Raw genomic sequence first — 16,699 nt, forward strand, 5'->3', positions numbered from 1 at the left:
CTCCATGATCGTGAACGAATAATCTTGGGCTAAGCCGTTTATTTTGATGAGCGCTTTGCTTGTGTTTGCTTTGAAATCGAGTCATCATCAAGCCATCAAATATTGAGTAACGGTGTGGTAGCGCTATGTCTGATATCAGCGGGTTTGTATTGCTTGTTTGTCTAGTAGTGATTATCGTTTTTTACAATAAACTAAAGCGACGCGTTGATCAGCTTCAACGAGACATCACGCAACTGCAAGATGAGTTACAAGCGCAGCAACACCGTGTCAGCTCTATGAATAATAATGCCGATAATGCCGATAATGACGTAGACGTTCATACTGAGCCAATGGCTCAAACGCTAGCTGAGACTCACTCGCCCCAACCTATTATCGAGGAGCTATTTGACTCAGCACCTCCTTTATCTACTGCTACGATTCACCCGAAACCAGCCCCTTCTCCAAAAAAACCATCGCCCATAGAGCCGGATGAGCGCTCACTGCCTATCGTCACTTCACTCATTCACTCTATCAAAAACTGGTTTTTTGGCGGTAATCTGGTCGTACGCGTTGGCGTGATCGTCCTACTTATCGGTGTGGTGCTACTACTTCGCTTGTTAAGCGACTATATCGAAGTGTCGATAGCGTCCAAGCTTTTAGCGATAGGCATCCTCGGTTTAGGTCTGGCAGCATTAGGTCTAAAATTGGCAAAAAATCGCTTTGCTTATGGCATCACCCTACAAGGCGCAGGCTTAGCGATTGCGTATTTAACGACCTTTTTTGCCTATGGCGTTTACCAAGTCTTGCCTAGTCTACCGAGCTTTATTGGGCTTGGGCTATTATCTGCGATTACCATTGCACTCGCCGTGCGTCAAAACGCTTTTCCACTGGCTTTGTTGGCATTATCGGGTGGGTTTTTTGCGCCTATTTTGACCAGTGAAGACACGGGCAGTTTGGTAGTATTGTTTAGTTACTATCTACTATTGAACGTGACGATTGCGATTATCGCGCATTACCGCCCATGGAAAATACTGAATTTATTCGGTGTCACTGTGACCTTTGGATTGGCTTACTACTGGGGCATCAGTGAGAATTTGAGCACGGTCATTGAGGCGCAGCGCTGGTCTTTAGTCCTACTGGTCACCTTACACTTACTGCTATATCTGTTTGTCGTCATTCGCTACGCCCAACAAATCATTGCCTACAATACTCTTAATAAAACAGACATCATCCAGACAGATAGCGCAGACAACGTAAAGCATTTAGATAGCGTTCACGCAAGAAATAATAGCTATGTATTCCCTATTGATACTGGCTTACTGTTTTCAGTGCCGATATTAGCCTTTGGTTTATTTGCGGCATTATTAGATGACATTCCTAACGCTTTAACCATCGCGAGTGCTATTTTAGCCACTGTTTATTTAGGACTCGGCTGGTTGTTTGTGCAGCGTAGCCAACGTTATGCCTTAATCACCGAAGGCATGCTGGCTTTAGGATTTGGTTTTTTGGCGCTGGTAATCCCTTTAGCATTAGATGCTGAATGGATTGCTTTTGGCTGGTCAGTACAAGGACTGGCGCTGGTGTGGTTTGGACGGCGTTCATTGCGAGCGTGGTCAGTGCTATTTGGTTTGTTATTGCAGCTAATCAGTATAGGCATGCTGATGGTAAAAGTAGTCTTCGCCATTCAAGATCATCCAACATTGGCATTAACCATTTCGGCTATCAGCTATCTAGCAACGATGTTTATCTTACGCGTCAGCAACTCGCCAACTACATTGAACGATAGCAGCGACATCTTGGATAACGACTTAAATGATAGCTTAAATAATAGCTTAGCATTCTCCCAAGAGCAAAACGCCACGCCAGATGCGATAGCAACCTATGCCGACGCATTAGGTATTAGCACTCATGCCGCCCAGCAATGGCTAACCTCAGTCAATCACCAAAGCACCGTGTTTAATCTTGTTTGGCACAGTCCTATACTCATAAGATTTTTGACCTTTACAGCTATAGCGTGGCTCCTACAAGTGCTGCTGCTTGATTTTAACCAGTGGTTTGTCAGTTGGACACTGGCAACGACGACCATGATTGCACTCGCAGCACTGGTCAGTCTTGCCATTTATTGGACAATCAATCGTTATCGCTCGTGGATAGAAATCAGACAACTTAGCCACGGCCTATCGATCGTCTTTTATCTCATGCTCGTCCTACAGTTACCACAAAAATTCGAGTTTCACTTAATATGGCAGACAGCAGATTGGCTACTATTGACTGGTCTAATCATTGGTTGGTTGGTCATCGGACAGTTGTGGTTAAAGACATGGTACGACCATTCCGAGTTGTCACGCTATGATGGCACAAGCTGGCTGGGAGCTAGCATTCTAATCATTGCTGCCGCCGCCCACTATGGACTCGCAGATTCCGCTGGCGTGATGGCTGTCTTGATTCCAGCCATTTTAATATTGGCTGGATTATGGCGCTGTCATCGTTATGCCAGCTATCGTAAGCAAAATACGCGTACAAACAAGGCATGCAAGCAAAGCCCACTATACTGGTTTGATTGGCAACAAGCGCTATTGAGCTGCGCGGCTATCTTTGCGCCCATTGCTTTAAGTTGGGTCATCATTACCAACTGGTCTTATGATGGTGTGATTTGGGGACTGTCCTACTTCCCACTACTGAATTTATACGACATTACCTCATTGCTGACGCTATTGGTTGGTTTTAGTCTATATTACATGAGCCAACATCGCCGCGATGAGAGTCTTATCGAATCAAGTGCAGCCCCCCAAACTAAGCGCATATTCACTACTGATAATTCACTGATTATATTAGGGCTTATCAGCTTTTGGCTGATTTCCAGTATGTTGGTCAGAACGCTACATGCCTTTATCGGTACACCGCTGTGGGACAGCGCTCAGGGCGGCGCATGGAATAGCGAGCAAGTACAGACAGGATTGACCATTTTATGGACGCTCTTGGCTTTAGTCGCCACCATCGTCGCCAGTCGCTATTGGCAGCGGACGCTTTGGTTTATGGGTATCGGGCTATTAGGTGTCATCGTGCTCAAACTGGTATTGGTTGACCTGTCACAGACAGAAGCGATTTGGCGAGTGATATCTTTCCTTGGCGCAGGCAGTTTGATTCTGCTCATTGGTTATTTGGCACCGTTACCTCCAGCACGCGATGAAATAGAAAATCCAGCTCAAGAATAGCCGCGCATCTGGTTGGGCGAAATTGTAGCGTGAGCAAGGTGGTTCTGTAGTAAACTGAACACCATGAAAAGTAAATGACGATCGTCTTACTTTGCGCATTTTTTATAAAAGGTTATGAAAGCAGATGGATAAGAGAGCAAGTATTCAGTGGTTCCCTGGGCACATGAACAAAGCCCGTAACGAAATCAAAGAAATCATGCCGCAGATGGATTTGGTCATCGAGGTGATCGATGCGCGTATCCCATATAGTAGTGAAAACCCAATGGTCGCGGCATTGCGCGGCGAAAAACCTGTCATCAAAATCCTGAACAAAGCCGACCTTGCTGATCCTGAATTGACCCAAGCGTGGATGGACTATCTTGAGCAGCAAAGCGGGGTGAAAGCCATTGCTTGCGATACTGATAAAGCCAATGATGTCAAACGTATCATTGCCATCTGTAAACAACTCGTGCCCAATAAAGTCGGTACGGGTCGCCAAATTAAAGCCATGATTATGGGCATACCAAACGTCGGTAAATCAACGTTAATTAACACTTTGGCAGGACGCGCCGTGGCAAGAACTGGCGATGAGCCAGCAGTTACTAAGTCGCAGCAGTTGATTAAACTTGATGATGACATCATGCTCTATGACACGCCCGGTATGCTATGGCCAAAAGTCGAGAACGAAAACTCTGGCTATCGTCTGGCAGCGACGGGTGGTATTCGTGATACGGCTTTTGACTTCGCTGATGTCGCCAGCTATACCGCTGAATACTTGATGCAAGCCTATCCTGAGCTGCTAAAAACCCGCTATAAAATTGAAGCACTACCAAAGACTGATTGGGAGTTTTTTGAAGTCGCTGGACGCAATCGCGGCTGTGTACGTTCGGGCAATCAAGTCGATACTTACCGCATGTCTGAGATTTTAATTAACGAGTTACGTAGCGCTAAGCTTGGGCGTATTACGCTTGAGACGCCAGCTATGTCTCAAGCTGAAGAACTCGTCGTCGCCGAGCAACGCTTAGCAGCAGAAGAAAAAAGAATTGCTAAAGAAGAAGAAAAGCGCTTACGTCGTTTGAAAACGCGGAAGAATCGAAAGTAGGGTTTACCTAAAGGCTCATTACTCAAAATACTAATTGCCTATATAAAAGCCCTTATGGGCTTTTTTTATGTCTGTATTCTCTGTATAACATCAGTATCGTATATCTAAAATATAAATATAGAGAATGAGTAATGACAGATTATAACGTAATGAAAGATTTCACTTTTGGTAGTAGAGATGAATTCACACGTGAGCCTATCGCCGAAAAAATCATCAAGCTATTAGATTCTGCAATTGATGTTTCTCCAATGATTATTGATGGTAAATGGGGTACAGGTAAAACCGAATTTTGCTTTAAACTCAAAAATCTAATTGAAGCAGATAATCTCAATAATTACAAAGTTGGCTACGTGAACGCCTTTCAAGCTGACCACGCTAACGAGCCGCTTTTAACACTTATAGCTGAGGTGGCTGGATTCTATGGTGAGGACGATGATAGGCGAAAAAGCTTTATCAAAAATGCTATTCCCTATTTACGTTTAGTCTCAGGTATAGGTATCAAGGCAATAGCGAGCTTGGCATTTGGCAAATACGCAGCAGATATTCCTGACGAATTTCAAGAAGGTATGGAAGCTATAGAAGAGGGTTCAGACTCATTTATTGACCAATCTCTTGAGTCAATGATTAAAGACCAAGTAGAAGCTGAAAAGAATCTATCAACACTTAAAAAAGCCTTAAAGAATATAGCGGCTACTAATCCAGTTATCCTTCTGATTGATGAACTTGATCGCTGCCGACCAGATTTTGCAGTGATGATGCTAGAAACTATCAAGCATGTTTTTGACGTTGAAAATGTACAAATTATTTTGATTACCAATGCTGAGCAATTAAAAGCAACCATTAAGCACAGTTATGGTAGCGAAACTGATTCACACAGTTACTTATATAAATTTTTTAAGTATCAAATTAACTTGCCTACAACTAGCAAAGGTACAGAAAATCAATCGATTGAAAATAACGTCACCTATTTTCGAGCTACGGTACAAGCGAGTAATGTCATTCCACAAGAATTTAAAGAAAATGAATTTATCTATGAGATTCCAACATTTCTTAATGTTGGTACGTTATCTTTACGAAATATTGAGCAAATCGTTCGCTGTATAGAGACTCTAGTAGTGTTTGAAGATAAAGAGCAGAGCAAGTCACCAACTGTTGAGCAACTTTTGATGGTCTTTCTATCTTTTGTTTATATGATGAATAAAAAGCTATTCAATCAAATCTCAAACAGAGGTATTGTTAGCAAAGATTTTTTTGTTTTTATGCAGTGTACTCGCTTAGTTTTGCCTGAAAACCATCTTATCGTAGAACAGAACTATGTAAGAAGTTTAATTTTGGTGGTATTTAATAAGTTAAATAGTAACAGCAATATTTATATTCCTAGAGAAGATCATCGAATAGGTAATCAGGGCGAATTTATACTAGAGAGAATTCTAAATAAATTTAATTTAGAGTCGGAAAAAGACCGTTTTTCTAGTTATATATCAGAAGATAGCTATATCTACGATTATGTTGACTACACAATCAATAACCTCTCACTTTTAAATATTGTTAAGTAGTTATTTTTATTATATTATTTAATAGCATCATGTTAGAAAACCCAGCAATGACCGAAGCTGAAGAACTCGTCGGCGCCGAGCAACTTCTGGCTGCTGAAGAGAAAAGAATCGCCAAAGAAGAAGAAAAGTGCTTACGTCGTTTGAAAACGCGGAAGAATCGGAAGCAAATCGATAACCCTTTGTGTCTATAATGTTAGCTGCATAAAATTATTTTAGAGCTCATACAAAACAAGCCCCTAAGGGCTTTTTTTTATATCTACTGCTAGCGATATCTAAGTCATCAATTACTTCTGTTTAGGCATGACTTTTTCGATAGCTTTCAACGCACAAGCTTCGTCTTGTACTGCACCGCCTGCGCCGCCCGCTGCAATAGCGCCGATCACATCATTGCCAAACTTTAACGGCACACCACCGCCGATCAGCAGTAAATCATTTACCGTATTCAGGTTATTTGAGTCTGGATTAGCGCGAGCATTATCCGCCAACGTACGTGAAGGCGTTTTGGTAGATAATGCCGTAAATGCCTTGCGAACAGCAGCATCAGTATTGTGCGGACCAACGTTATCATCACGCTGTAGCGCGATTAAATTACCAGCACGATCAACAACTGCGACAACGGCAGATTTGCCCTCTGCGTGACAGGCTGCCATGGTGGCATCGATTAATTCATTGGCCAACTCTAAAGAAACATTGGGCTGTTGTAATACTAGATTTGGTTTGGCGGCCAAAACGTTGGCTGAACAGCCAATGACTGCTAGCGCCAATATTGCTTTAGATAAGTAGTTCGAGATTAACTTCATAAAGAGTCCTAAATATTACTCATACATGTGAGCGTTTGTTTGAAATGATGCTTGGTGAGCTTTAATAATCGTATTTGATGAAACCAGACAATGAGTGATCGTTAACTCAAAGGTGCTCTTGCGACCCTAGCGAGAATAAGAGTCATAATCTTGCAAAAAGCACAATAATGATAAGTTAATTTTTCTACAAAATTCACTTAATTTTGTAAGATTTACTTTATAAATTTGCAACTCTACATTAAGTTTTCTGTTACATACTCTGTTTTTTAACACTCATACTCAAAAGACGCTTACATCGTGGTAATCTCAAACAGCGCACGACAGCAATATCAACTTACTTCTCTCAAAAATCGGTTATAATTCATACACTAATATGCCACAAATTGATGATATGACTCAGCTTACCCCCACTGCAAACCTCACAACGATAGAAAATAATTTTACTCAATACTCTACTTCTCTCGATTCGTTCGCCCCGCGCCTACTCGATTGGTTCGCCGAAAACGGTCGCCATGACCTACCTTGGCAGCAGCACCAAACCGACGCGCCCAATCCTTATATCGTTTGGCTATCCGAAGTCATGCTACAGCAAACACAAGTAACGACAGTGCTGCCCTATTTTGCCCGTTTTATGGCATCCTTTCCGACCGTGCAAAATTTAGCCGCAGCAGAATGGGATACGGTTGCGGAGCATTGGGCAGGACTTGGTTATTATGCGCGTGCGCGTAATTTGCATAAAGGCGCGAAACAACTGGTCGAAGTCATTGATGAGACGGGCGACTTTCCGCAGACGCTAGCAGGGTGGGAAGCCATATCTGGCGTCGGGCCATCGACCGCTGGCGCGATTATGGCGATGGGACTGCATCGTTATGGCGTAATCTGTGATGGCAATGTCAAACGCGTCCTCACGCGTTGGGCGGCTATCGATGGTGATATTACCAAATCTGCCACCACCAAAGAGCTATGGGCATTGGCAGAGCGTTTAACGCCTGTCGATGACTCAGGATTGTTCGCGCAAGCGATGATGGATATGGGCGCGACATTATGCACGCGTAGCAAACCTGCCTGCCTATTATGTCCCCTTCAAGAGGACTGCCTAGCCCACGAGCAAGGACGCGAAACGGATTATCCAGTCAAAGCAAAAAAGCAGCCCAAACCCAGCAAGTTTAGCAATGCGTTATTGATTGAAGATATTGATGGCAAAATACTGTGGCTACAACGCCCTGACAATGGCATTTGGGGCGGACTGTGGAGTTTACCTTTACAGTTTGTTGAAAAAACCGCAGGCAAAGTGAATACTAAAACTGCCGCAGAAAAAACGACAGAAATTGACGATACAGTATTAAAAGTGACCAGTAATGAAAAAGTATACGAAGCAGAATTTACCACTGCCGAGCAAATTATCAATGAATGGTTAGATAAGCATGAATTGAGAGCAAAAGCAGTCAGTAAAACTTTATTAGCCGATGCTCCTATTAAACATTCGCTAACCCATTTTCATTGGTATTTGACACCGCAATCGCTGATTCTAAATGCTGAGCAAATTGCCGAAATAACCGAAGCCTTAGAAGCAGCACAAATTAATATTAATTGGCTAAATGCTGTTGACGCTCAGGCAACGCTTGGATTGCCACGAGCAATGGTGAAGATTTTAGAATAATCCTTTGAATGCAATCGTTGAAAAGAACTGCTTAAAAAAACACGTAACACGCCATTAAAAAAGCGACTCAAAACGTATCTTGAGTCGCTTTTTTTATTTATCAGAAGATGAGAGCTTAGGACTTTGGCACACGTAAACGCATCAGGCCTTCTTGTTGTACCGTAGCAACCAGCTTACCGTCTTGCCAAAACTGCCCATGGTTTAAGCCCTTGGCATTAGACGTGGTATCACTCCACATGTCGTATAGCATCCAACCATTTAGATCAAAATTACGATGAAAATGCATCGAGTGGTCAATACTGGCCGCTTGCAAGCCGCTGGTCATAAAGCTAACACCATGTGACATCAGCCCTGTACCAACCAGATAAAAATCGGACGAAAATGCCAATAGCGCTTGTTGAATCGCAACAGGTTGATTGCCCAATTCGCGGATACGCAACCAGTTAGCCTGCTTAGGTTTCATTGGCTCCGGATGAATCGGATCACGCGGTTTAACCGGCTTAATTTCGACATGGCGACGGCGCATAAAGCGGGCTTTGAGCGCGTCTGGAACTTTTCCGACATACTCTTCTTTTAGATCCTGCTCAGCTAGTAAATCCTCTGGTGGCGGATAGACAGGCATATCTTCTTGATACTCTAAACCCTCTTCCATCGGCGAAAACGAGGCTATCATTGAAAATATTACTTGCTCAATAGGCGCTTTACCACGCACCTCTTTATACTGAATCGCCGTCACTTCACGCGCAGACAGACTACGACCGTCACGCAAGCGGCGCACCTGATAAATCACTGGCTGCGTGATATCACCACCGCGCAAAAAATACCCGTGCAGTGAATGACAGGGTTTGTCTTTATCCAGCGTATGCGCCGCCGCCATGATGGCTTGGGCGAGCACTTGTCCACCAAAAATACGACTGCCAACATAGTCATGGCTCTTACCCTCAAAGACATCGGGGGTCACTTCAATAAGCGCTACGGTAGCTAGCAGCTCATCAATCAATTGCGAATAATCGGACATGACGATATGTTTCCTTATTTTTATCAAAAACGCTAAGCATCTGAAAATACGCACCCAACGATATCAATATCATATAGCGAAAGACAAAAGACACTTTGCATTTGAATGTAAAATAATATGAAATCACTTGCTAAAAATGCACAAGAGAGATTTAACACGAAAATTTTAGCGCAAAAAACACGGTCATAGCAGCGCTATTACCAGCATTTATTATATAGTTGTTTCAGCTTAAAAGAAGTACAAAGCAATCGAGTACAAAGGTATATGTGATACTTCACACGAGACGCGGTCACCCTTTTATAGCGAATGGGCTATAAATCGAAAAGATAAACATCTTACCCAATATCGATGGCTTTGACTAGAGAGCGATGCTCACTTGGCAATATCATGTTGATATTTTTGCTTAACATGCCTTAGGGCGCGTCCTAATATAAACGATATTAATCATAAAAAAACGAGATGTTTAATAGCATCTCGTTCTTTTGATCATTTACATTTATGGCTTCACTGCCACTAACACACGGATGGAGTCTGGGACTAATAACAGACTACCTAGTGCTTGCTCACCTTGGGCTTTTAGCTGCTCCAAGCGCTCAATTTCGGCAGGGCGTACATTAGGATTAATCGTTTGTAGATGCTTTAGGCGTTTGATTTCACGTGACCACTGCTGGCTAAAACGGGCACTGGCTTGTTCACCAATCTCAGCAAGCTGCTGACGGGCAATCTCTTCCGCTTCATAATAACGCTGCTCAATCACATCACCGCGTACTTTGATGACTTGGCGAGCACGGTTTTTATCCAGACGTTCAATATGCGGCATAATCATCTCCGCACTGATACGCGAGGACAAATCACTGCCTTGCTCACTGATAAATACACGAATATTTTGCGTGGTCAGCGTCGCTGGCAAATTGAGCAACCTTGGCGCAATGGCTTCAACGCGGAAATTCACTTCGAGCAGCACCATACCTTGTGGTACAGCAGAACTTTTTAGCATCGCCACCGTGGTATTACCAAAGGTGCTGGTACTCGCCAACTCATAAATCGCGCGCATCAATGGATGCTCATGAGTGATAAATTCGATATCTTCACGCTGTAGTGCTTGCTCACGCTCGAATGTCAACGTCATACCGTCTTCGTCACCGAGTGGCAGACCATCGATATAATCACTAATTTCAGTGCTGTCAATCGGAGCAATCACCCACGAGCCATCACGCTGGATATTGTGATCGATATTGGCTGAGGCAAAAAAGCGCTCAATAAACTGCGGCAATAGATTATGACCATCAAAATCGCGCATGGCGTCAGCGATACGTTTAGCAACACGTGGGCGACACGAATTGTATTCTAATAGGCGATCACGACCCGCTTGTAGCTGTGCCTCTAACCCCAATCGCGTCTGTTTCGCTTCTTCGATGATATCTTGTAGTATCGCACGGTTCTCGTCAGTATCCGCGCCTTCAAGCATGGGTTTTAGCTCTTGAATATACTGCTCTTGCACGCTCTGCGCCGTTGGAGAGATTTGATTAAACATATTCAGTGCGTCGTGATACCATTTATACAGACGCTCTTGTGCTGTGCCTTGTACATAAGGTACATGCAGCATGATTTGCTGCGTTTGTCCGATACGATCTAGGCGACCAATACGCTGCTCTAAAGTATCTGGATTGGCGGGCAAATCCCACAATATCAGCTGACTGGCAAACTGGAAGTTACGACCTTCCGAGCCTATCTCCGAGCATAATAATATCTGTGCGCCTTCGCTATCGGCAAAGAACGCCGCTGCTTGGTCACGCTCAAGCAAGGTCATCTGCTCAGTAAAGATAGCGGTTTTAATACCGGCATGCAGACGTAATACCGCCTCCAAGCTCTCAACCGTCGCGCCACTACGGGCAATCAACAGTACTTTTTTGTGCTTAAGCTCACCGCGCAAAATATCAATCAACCAAGGCACACGTGGGTCATCTTCTAGCCAGCCACCATCAGGTTGGTTTTCTTCGCCCCATAGCTGCTCACGCAATTTACCATTGGTTTGATAGCTGTCTTTCCATGCGGCAGGTAATGCCAGTGGGTACGGCTGGCTGCTACGACCATAAAACCCTTTCACACTTTCACGGGTATTACGGAATAGAATACGACCTGTACCATGACGATCTAATAGCTCGTTGAGCGCATAGGTGCGCAGTTTTTCGTCATCATTAATCGTTGCCAACTCATCAAGACTGATGTCTAACAAGCTGCTTAAAGCGACAATTTGACTGTCGCTTAATGGCTTATCCTCTATCAATACACCAGCAACGGCAGCCGTTTCAGCAAAGGCTTCTTGACCATCGATAAACTCATCCAAATCATCAAAGCGATCCGGATCAAGCAAACGCAAACGAGCAAAGTGACTTTGTGCGCCAAGCTGTTCTGGCGTTGCTGTCAATAGCATGACCCCTGGCGTTTCTTCGGCAAAGTCAGCAATCAAGTCATATTTATCATTGCCGCCTTGCGCCTCATCCCAATGCAGGTGATGCGCCTCATCAACCACCAATAAATCAAACCCTGCATCCATTGCTTGGTCGTACAAATCAGGGTGGTCAAGGAGTAAATCCATACCCGCAATGATACATTGCTCAGTGGCAAAGACGTTTTGCTCAGGATCGTGTTCTTTAATGGCTGCTGCACGTACCAAATCAAATAAGGCAAAATTTAGATTAAAACGACGACGCAGCTCAATCATCCACTGATATTGTAGACTGTCTGGTACAAGAATGAGCACACGCTCAGCTTTGCCTGTTAACAGCTGTTGATGAATAATCAAACCTGCTTCGATGGTTTTGCCCAAACCAACTTCGTCAGCAAGCAACACACGCGGTGCGATACGTTTGCCAACTTCATGAGCGATATAGAGCTGATGCTCAATGATATCGACACGCGCACCCATCAAGCCTTTAAGCGGATGACCCGCTAGCGCCGACTGCATACGCAAGATATCTTGACGCAGCTCATACCAATCACCACGCTCAATCCGACCAGCCAGCAGACGCTCAAGTGGCTTAGCAAGCGTGATATTGGCAGCAAGACGGGTTTCCATAATGCCTCGTTCATGCTCATCGACACTATATTTGAGTACACCCATCACTTCTTCGACCGCGGTTACGGTATAGCTCTTACCCGCTTGATCAGAAATACTATCGCCGACTTTAAACACCACGCGTGATAATGGCGCGGAGTTTTTGGCGTAGACGCGCGTCTCTTCACTTTGTGGAAATAGAATGTGCACACATCGGTCATCTACATCGATGACCACACCCAAGCCCAGCTCGGACTCCGTATCAGATAAATAACGTTGACCAACGGCAAATTCAGTATTGTGCAATGAAGCGATAGAGATAGTCATAGGGCGATGTCTTTTGTACTCAGATAATAGGAAAAAATAGATAGCTCATAATGAGATTTGCTAGCGTGAATCACTAGCGCGATGTCATTACTTAATAGTCTGAGAGGTCACCGGCCATACCGGCAGCGTCAGCTCATTAGCTAGGTCGCAAGATAAAGCCGACCATTATATAACGTTAGCAGCTAGATGAGTGCGCTAAGTTGACTTTTCAAGAGCAGATTATTGCAAGATTATATCAACGCCAAGCATAAGTTGGTCATATAAAACAATAAGATAACGACTCGCAAGTAAAGAAAAAATATTGTCATTATAAAATTGATTCTGTATTGTTAAGAAATGCAATAGAACACTTCTTCTTTCTTACCTGAATTATTCAAACGCACGTCTACCCATACTCTTTTGCCGCCTAGTATTCATGATTGATTATCCTTAAGGATTTATGGGCATAGCATGGCCTTTCATAGTCCTTTAAGTTATAAGAATATCAATAGTTAAGTCCGTTAAGTTATAAAAGTAAAGTTATAGTTTTAATTTTTTGCCATTATGTACAGACCATTTTAATTAAGATTACGCATTACCACCTGATTGATTGCCACCAATACCTAGCATTGGCACTCTTCTTCGTGGTCACTATTATCCAAGGACTATCACCATCATGAGTGCCTCCAAAAAAGTTGGCTTTTTTAATCAAGTCAGTACCCAAGTAACCACTATTTTATTTATTGCTTTTGCGGTCGTACTGGCGGTCGTCGTTTATGTTGTTGATAAAGAGGGCTATGAGAAAATCCGCCTTGAATCTGCAAAACTGGTGGCTGAACGTGGCAATACCGCGGTAAATAGTATTTCAGCCGATATCAATCGGGTGATGCGTAGTGCCTTACTACTACAGCAAAGCGCGCAAACCTTGCCCACAGAAGAGGCGATTTTACAAACCAGTACTGCCAATGCCTTTGATAAGCGTGATTATAACTTACTGGGTAGTGGTGGCATTTGGCCTGAAAAAGGCGCACTTGGGGCAAATACCGCGACCCATCCATTTTTGATGGTTCGCCAAAACGGTGATTATCAAGCGGTGTTAAGCGACCCAAATCCTACCAATCCTTATTATCAAGAAGATTGGTTTAGCGTCTTAAAGTTGCTCAAACCTGAGAGCTGCATTTGGAACCATGTGCGCGCCAGCCAAACCAAAGGCGAGCTTGCGATGAGCTGCGGTGTGGCAATCGAGCGTGACAATCAGTTTTGGGGTGCCAGTACGGTTAACTTTACGCTGAATCAGTTACAAGAAAACATCGTCAAGTTAAGCGAAAGCTCAGGCTCAGGCTACATTCTACTCTTGGATAATAGTGACAAGGTGATCGCCTCCTCTAACCCTGAACGTTTAAGCTATATTGATGAGAAAACGGGTACGCCGCTTGATATCAAACAAGTCATCAACTCAGACCCTGCTTGGCAACCCGTGCTTGATTTCTTAGATGTCCAACGTAATGAGATCATCGAACAAGTCGCCGCTAGCGTCTCACCACAAGTTCAGCAGGTACTGACCACGCTTGATAAAGCTGAGACTGGTACGGCAAAAGGTTATTATTTGGTGAACTACGCCGCTTACCTAAATAATGGCGAAAACAAGCAAAACGCCATGGACAGCCGCTTATTACAGAGCTTTGAGTTGGCAAAAGACAGTTACTACAACGGCAGTCAAGCCTATGTCTTTGAGATTCCTGAGACTTATTGGAAGCTGATCGTTGTCCAACCTGATGCTGAAATTAACGCCATCGCGGATAATCTCAGTGAAAACTTGGTTAACTGGATTGCATTAGCACTATTGATTACGGCTGGCGTCATTTACTTCATGCTGACCTTCTTAGCATTCAAACCCTTGAAAGAAACCACTGATAAAATCTCTGAAGCGGAAAACTTAATTAATAATAAGCAATACAATAAGCTGAGCGAGGTTAAATTCGCAGAAGGTCGCAACGAGATTGGACTGGTGAACGGCTCTATTAATGACCTACTAGACCGAATCCAGTCTAACGAAGGTAAGCTTGCCAACATTAACCAACAGCTAGAGATTAAAGTCGAAGAACGTACTGCTGAGCTGCAAGAAACGCTAAAAGAGCTGAAAAACTCGCAGTTGCAATTGATTCGTTCAGAAAAAATGGCAACGTTGGGACAAATGGTGGCAGGCGTTGCTCATGAAGTGAACACACCTTTATCATACGTGCAAAATAATCTTGAAATTATTGGTCAGTTAACTGAGCAATACGAAGAGCTGATTGAATTGGTACAAGGATTAAAAAGCGTTAAAACTGACGCGGCGACTGATGGAAAAATTGACAAGCTATTGGCAGATATTATCCGTGCTTCTGATGAAATCCAAGAAGATGACCTATCAGCTGAATTAAAAGAGCTGATTAAAGATTCGTTATTTGGCGTCGAGCAAATCACTGAGATGGTGCTGAACCTACGTAACTTTGCCCGTCTTGATGAGTCAAAAGTGAAAACCATTGATGTGCGCGAATGTATCGAAGCCTCGCTTAAAATCGCTGGCAACTCCATTAGACATCAAGAGATTGTGACTGATTTTGCGCCCACGCCTGAAGTGAAATGCTCACCGTCGCAAATCAACCAAGTCTTGGTCAATCTACTGAACAATGCCGCGCAAGCCATGGGAGAAAAACAGGATGGCAAAATCGAAGTGCGCACCCGTGCCGATGATCACAATGTTTATATTGATGTCATCGACAACGGTAAAGGTATGAGTCCAGAAGTTCTCAATCAAATCTTTGAGCCGTTCTTTACGACCAAAGGCGCAGGCGAAGGCACTGGTCTTGGTATGGCAATCAGTCAGCAAATTATGGAGCAACATAATGGCGATATCAAAGTCGTATCGACCGAAGGCGTTGGCACCACATTTACGTTAATACTGCCGATTAATAATAACTTAACAGAGCAAAACCTAGTCGCGTAAGCGCTGGGTCAGCTGCCCTGTGACGTAGAACATATTTAGATATTTAACGACTATTATTCATCATCATAAGGATATCATCATGAATGAATTAGAAAATGACTTAACCACAGTTGAAAGCAGCGCTGAGTCAAAGCCGAAGTTGGCATTTATCGACGATGAACAACGCATTTTACGGTCTATGAAACTGCTGTTTCGTAAGACCCATGACGTGTTTATCACCACCGACCCAACTGAGTATATTGACTATATCAAGAACAACCATGTACACGTGGCGGTCAGTGACCAGCGGATGCCTGAGCGAGTCGGTGTGGATATCTTACGCGAAGTAAAAGATGTCTCACCGTCCACCATGCGTATTTTATTGACGGGCTATGCCGATTTAAACGCCATTATTGGCTCTATTAACGATGGTGAGATTTATCGTTATTTGACTAAGCCTTGTAAATCTGAAGAGCTGATCACCGTGGTCGGACGCGCTACCGAAATCGCCTTGACCTATAATCCAGACGAAGATGCCGACCAATTCGACAGTTCAGGTAATAAGCAAACACTGCTAGTGATTGATGAAACCAATGAGTTGATTGAGCAAATACGTAAGCAATTTTCTCACAGTTATAAAGTACTGCATGCTGAGAGTTTAGAGGAAGCGTACGATTATTTGGCGAATGAAGATATCGGTGTTTGTATCACCGATATCAATGTCAGCGGTGAGAATATCGCGCCGATTATCTTTACCTTAAAGCAAGATGCGCCGCATTTGGTGGTTTTGGTACAGACTGAATTTCAAGACGCTGGCTTGCTGATTGATTTGATTAATAAAGGTCAGGTTTATCGCTGCTTGCCGAAACCGATGCGCGCCAGCCTGCTTGAGATTAGCGTCAACCGTGCATTTCAGCATCATGCGAAGCTGAAAGCCAGCCCTGATTTGGTCAAACGCTATGAAGTCGAGCATGACCCTGAAAACGACGTGCGTATTGACTTGAGTAGTCGCGTACGTAGCCTTATTGGCAAATTGCGTAAACGCTTTTCTTTATAAG

10 protein-coding genes are annotated in these 16,699 nt (G+C 43.7%); 7 read left to right on the forward strand and 3 right to left on the reverse strand.

From position 1 onward, the window contains the following. Window positions 1–125 precede the first annotated feature (125 nt). From Q6344_13365 to Q6344_13380, 4 genes are all read left to right on the forward strand, one after another. Window positions 126–3,194: a DUF2339 domain-containing protein gene (locus Q6344_13365; GenBank protein ID WLG13565.1), complete on the forward strand. Its 3,069-nt coding sequence runs from the start codon at window positions 126–128 to the stop codon at window positions 3,192–3,194. Window positions 3,195–3,318: 124 nt separating this feature from the next. Beyond that, on the forward strand, window positions 3,319–4,275 hold the full coding sequence (ylqF, locus tag Q6344_13370; protein WLG13566.1) for a ribosome biogenesis GTPase YlqF: 957 nt from the start codon (window positions 3,319–3,321) through the stop codon (window positions 4,273–4,275). 131 nt (window positions 4,276–4,406) lie between these two features. Beyond that, window positions 4,407–5,831 (forward strand): P-loop NTPase fold protein, encoded by a 1,425-nt coding sequence (locus Q6344_13375; protein ID WLG13567.1) that lies wholly within the window; start codon window positions 4,407–4,409, stop codon window positions 5,829–5,831. A gap of 29 nt (window positions 5,832–5,860) precedes the next feature. Then, a complete protein-coding gene (locus tag Q6344_13380) occupies window positions 5,861–6,022 on the forward strand; it encodes a hypothetical protein (protein ID WLG13568.1) in 162 nt (53 codons plus the stop codon). Between the two features lie 93 nt (window positions 6,023–6,115). Here Q6344_13380 and Q6344_13385 read toward each other — a convergent pair whose 3' ends face one another. Beyond that, window positions 6,116–6,631, reverse strand: a complete 516-nt coding sequence (locus Q6344_13385; GenBank protein ID WLG13569.1) for a heme-binding protein — start codon at window positions 6,629–6,631, stop codon at window positions 6,116–6,118. 391 nt (window positions 6,632–7,022) lie between these two features. Here Q6344_13385 and mutY point away from each other — a divergent pair, with 391 nt between their 5' ends. Next, window positions 7,023–8,291 carry an A/G-specific adenine glycosylase gene (gene mutY, locus Q6344_13390; GenBank protein ID WLG13570.1) on the forward strand — a complete coding sequence of 423 codons (1,269 nt, stop codon included), beginning with the start codon at window positions 7,023–7,025 and terminating at the stop codon, window positions 8,289–8,291. 115 nt (window positions 8,292–8,406) lie between these two features. Here mutY and Q6344_13395 read toward each other — a convergent pair whose 3' ends face one another. Beyond that, window positions 8,407–9,309: an acyl-CoA thioesterase II gene (locus tag Q6344_13395; GenBank protein WLG13571.1), complete on the reverse strand. Its 903-nt coding sequence runs from the start codon at window positions 9,307–9,309 to the stop codon at window positions 8,407–8,409. Window positions 9,310–9,805: 496 nt separating this feature from the next. Next, window positions 9,806–12,694, reverse strand: a complete 2,889-nt coding sequence (gene rapA / locus Q6344_13400; protein WLG13572.1) for an RNA polymerase-associated protein RapA — start codon at window positions 12,692–12,694, stop codon at window positions 9,806–9,808. A gap of 655 nt (window positions 12,695–13,349) precedes the next feature. On the opposite strand from rapA, the gene Q6344_13405 reads away from it, so the two are divergent. Both Q6344_13405 and Q6344_13410 read left to right on the forward strand, forming a co-directional pair. Beyond that, on the forward strand, window positions 13,350–15,662 hold the full coding sequence (locus Q6344_13405; protein ID WLG13573.1) for an ATP-binding protein: 2,313 nt from the start codon (window positions 13,350–13,352) through the stop codon (window positions 15,660–15,662). Window positions 15,663–15,741: 79 nt separating this feature from the next. Continuing rightward, window positions 15,742–16,698 (forward strand): response regulator, encoded by a 957-nt coding sequence (locus Q6344_13410; protein ID WLG13574.1) that lies wholly within the window; start codon window positions 15,742–15,744, stop codon window positions 16,696–16,698. Window position 16,699 lies beyond the last annotated feature (1 nt).

The sequence above is a fragment of the Psychrobacter cibarius genome (assembly GCA_030686115.1).
Taxonomy (GTDB): Bacteria; Pseudomonadota; Gammaproteobacteria; order Pseudomonadales; family Moraxellaceae; genus Psychrobacter; species Psychrobacter cibarius_C.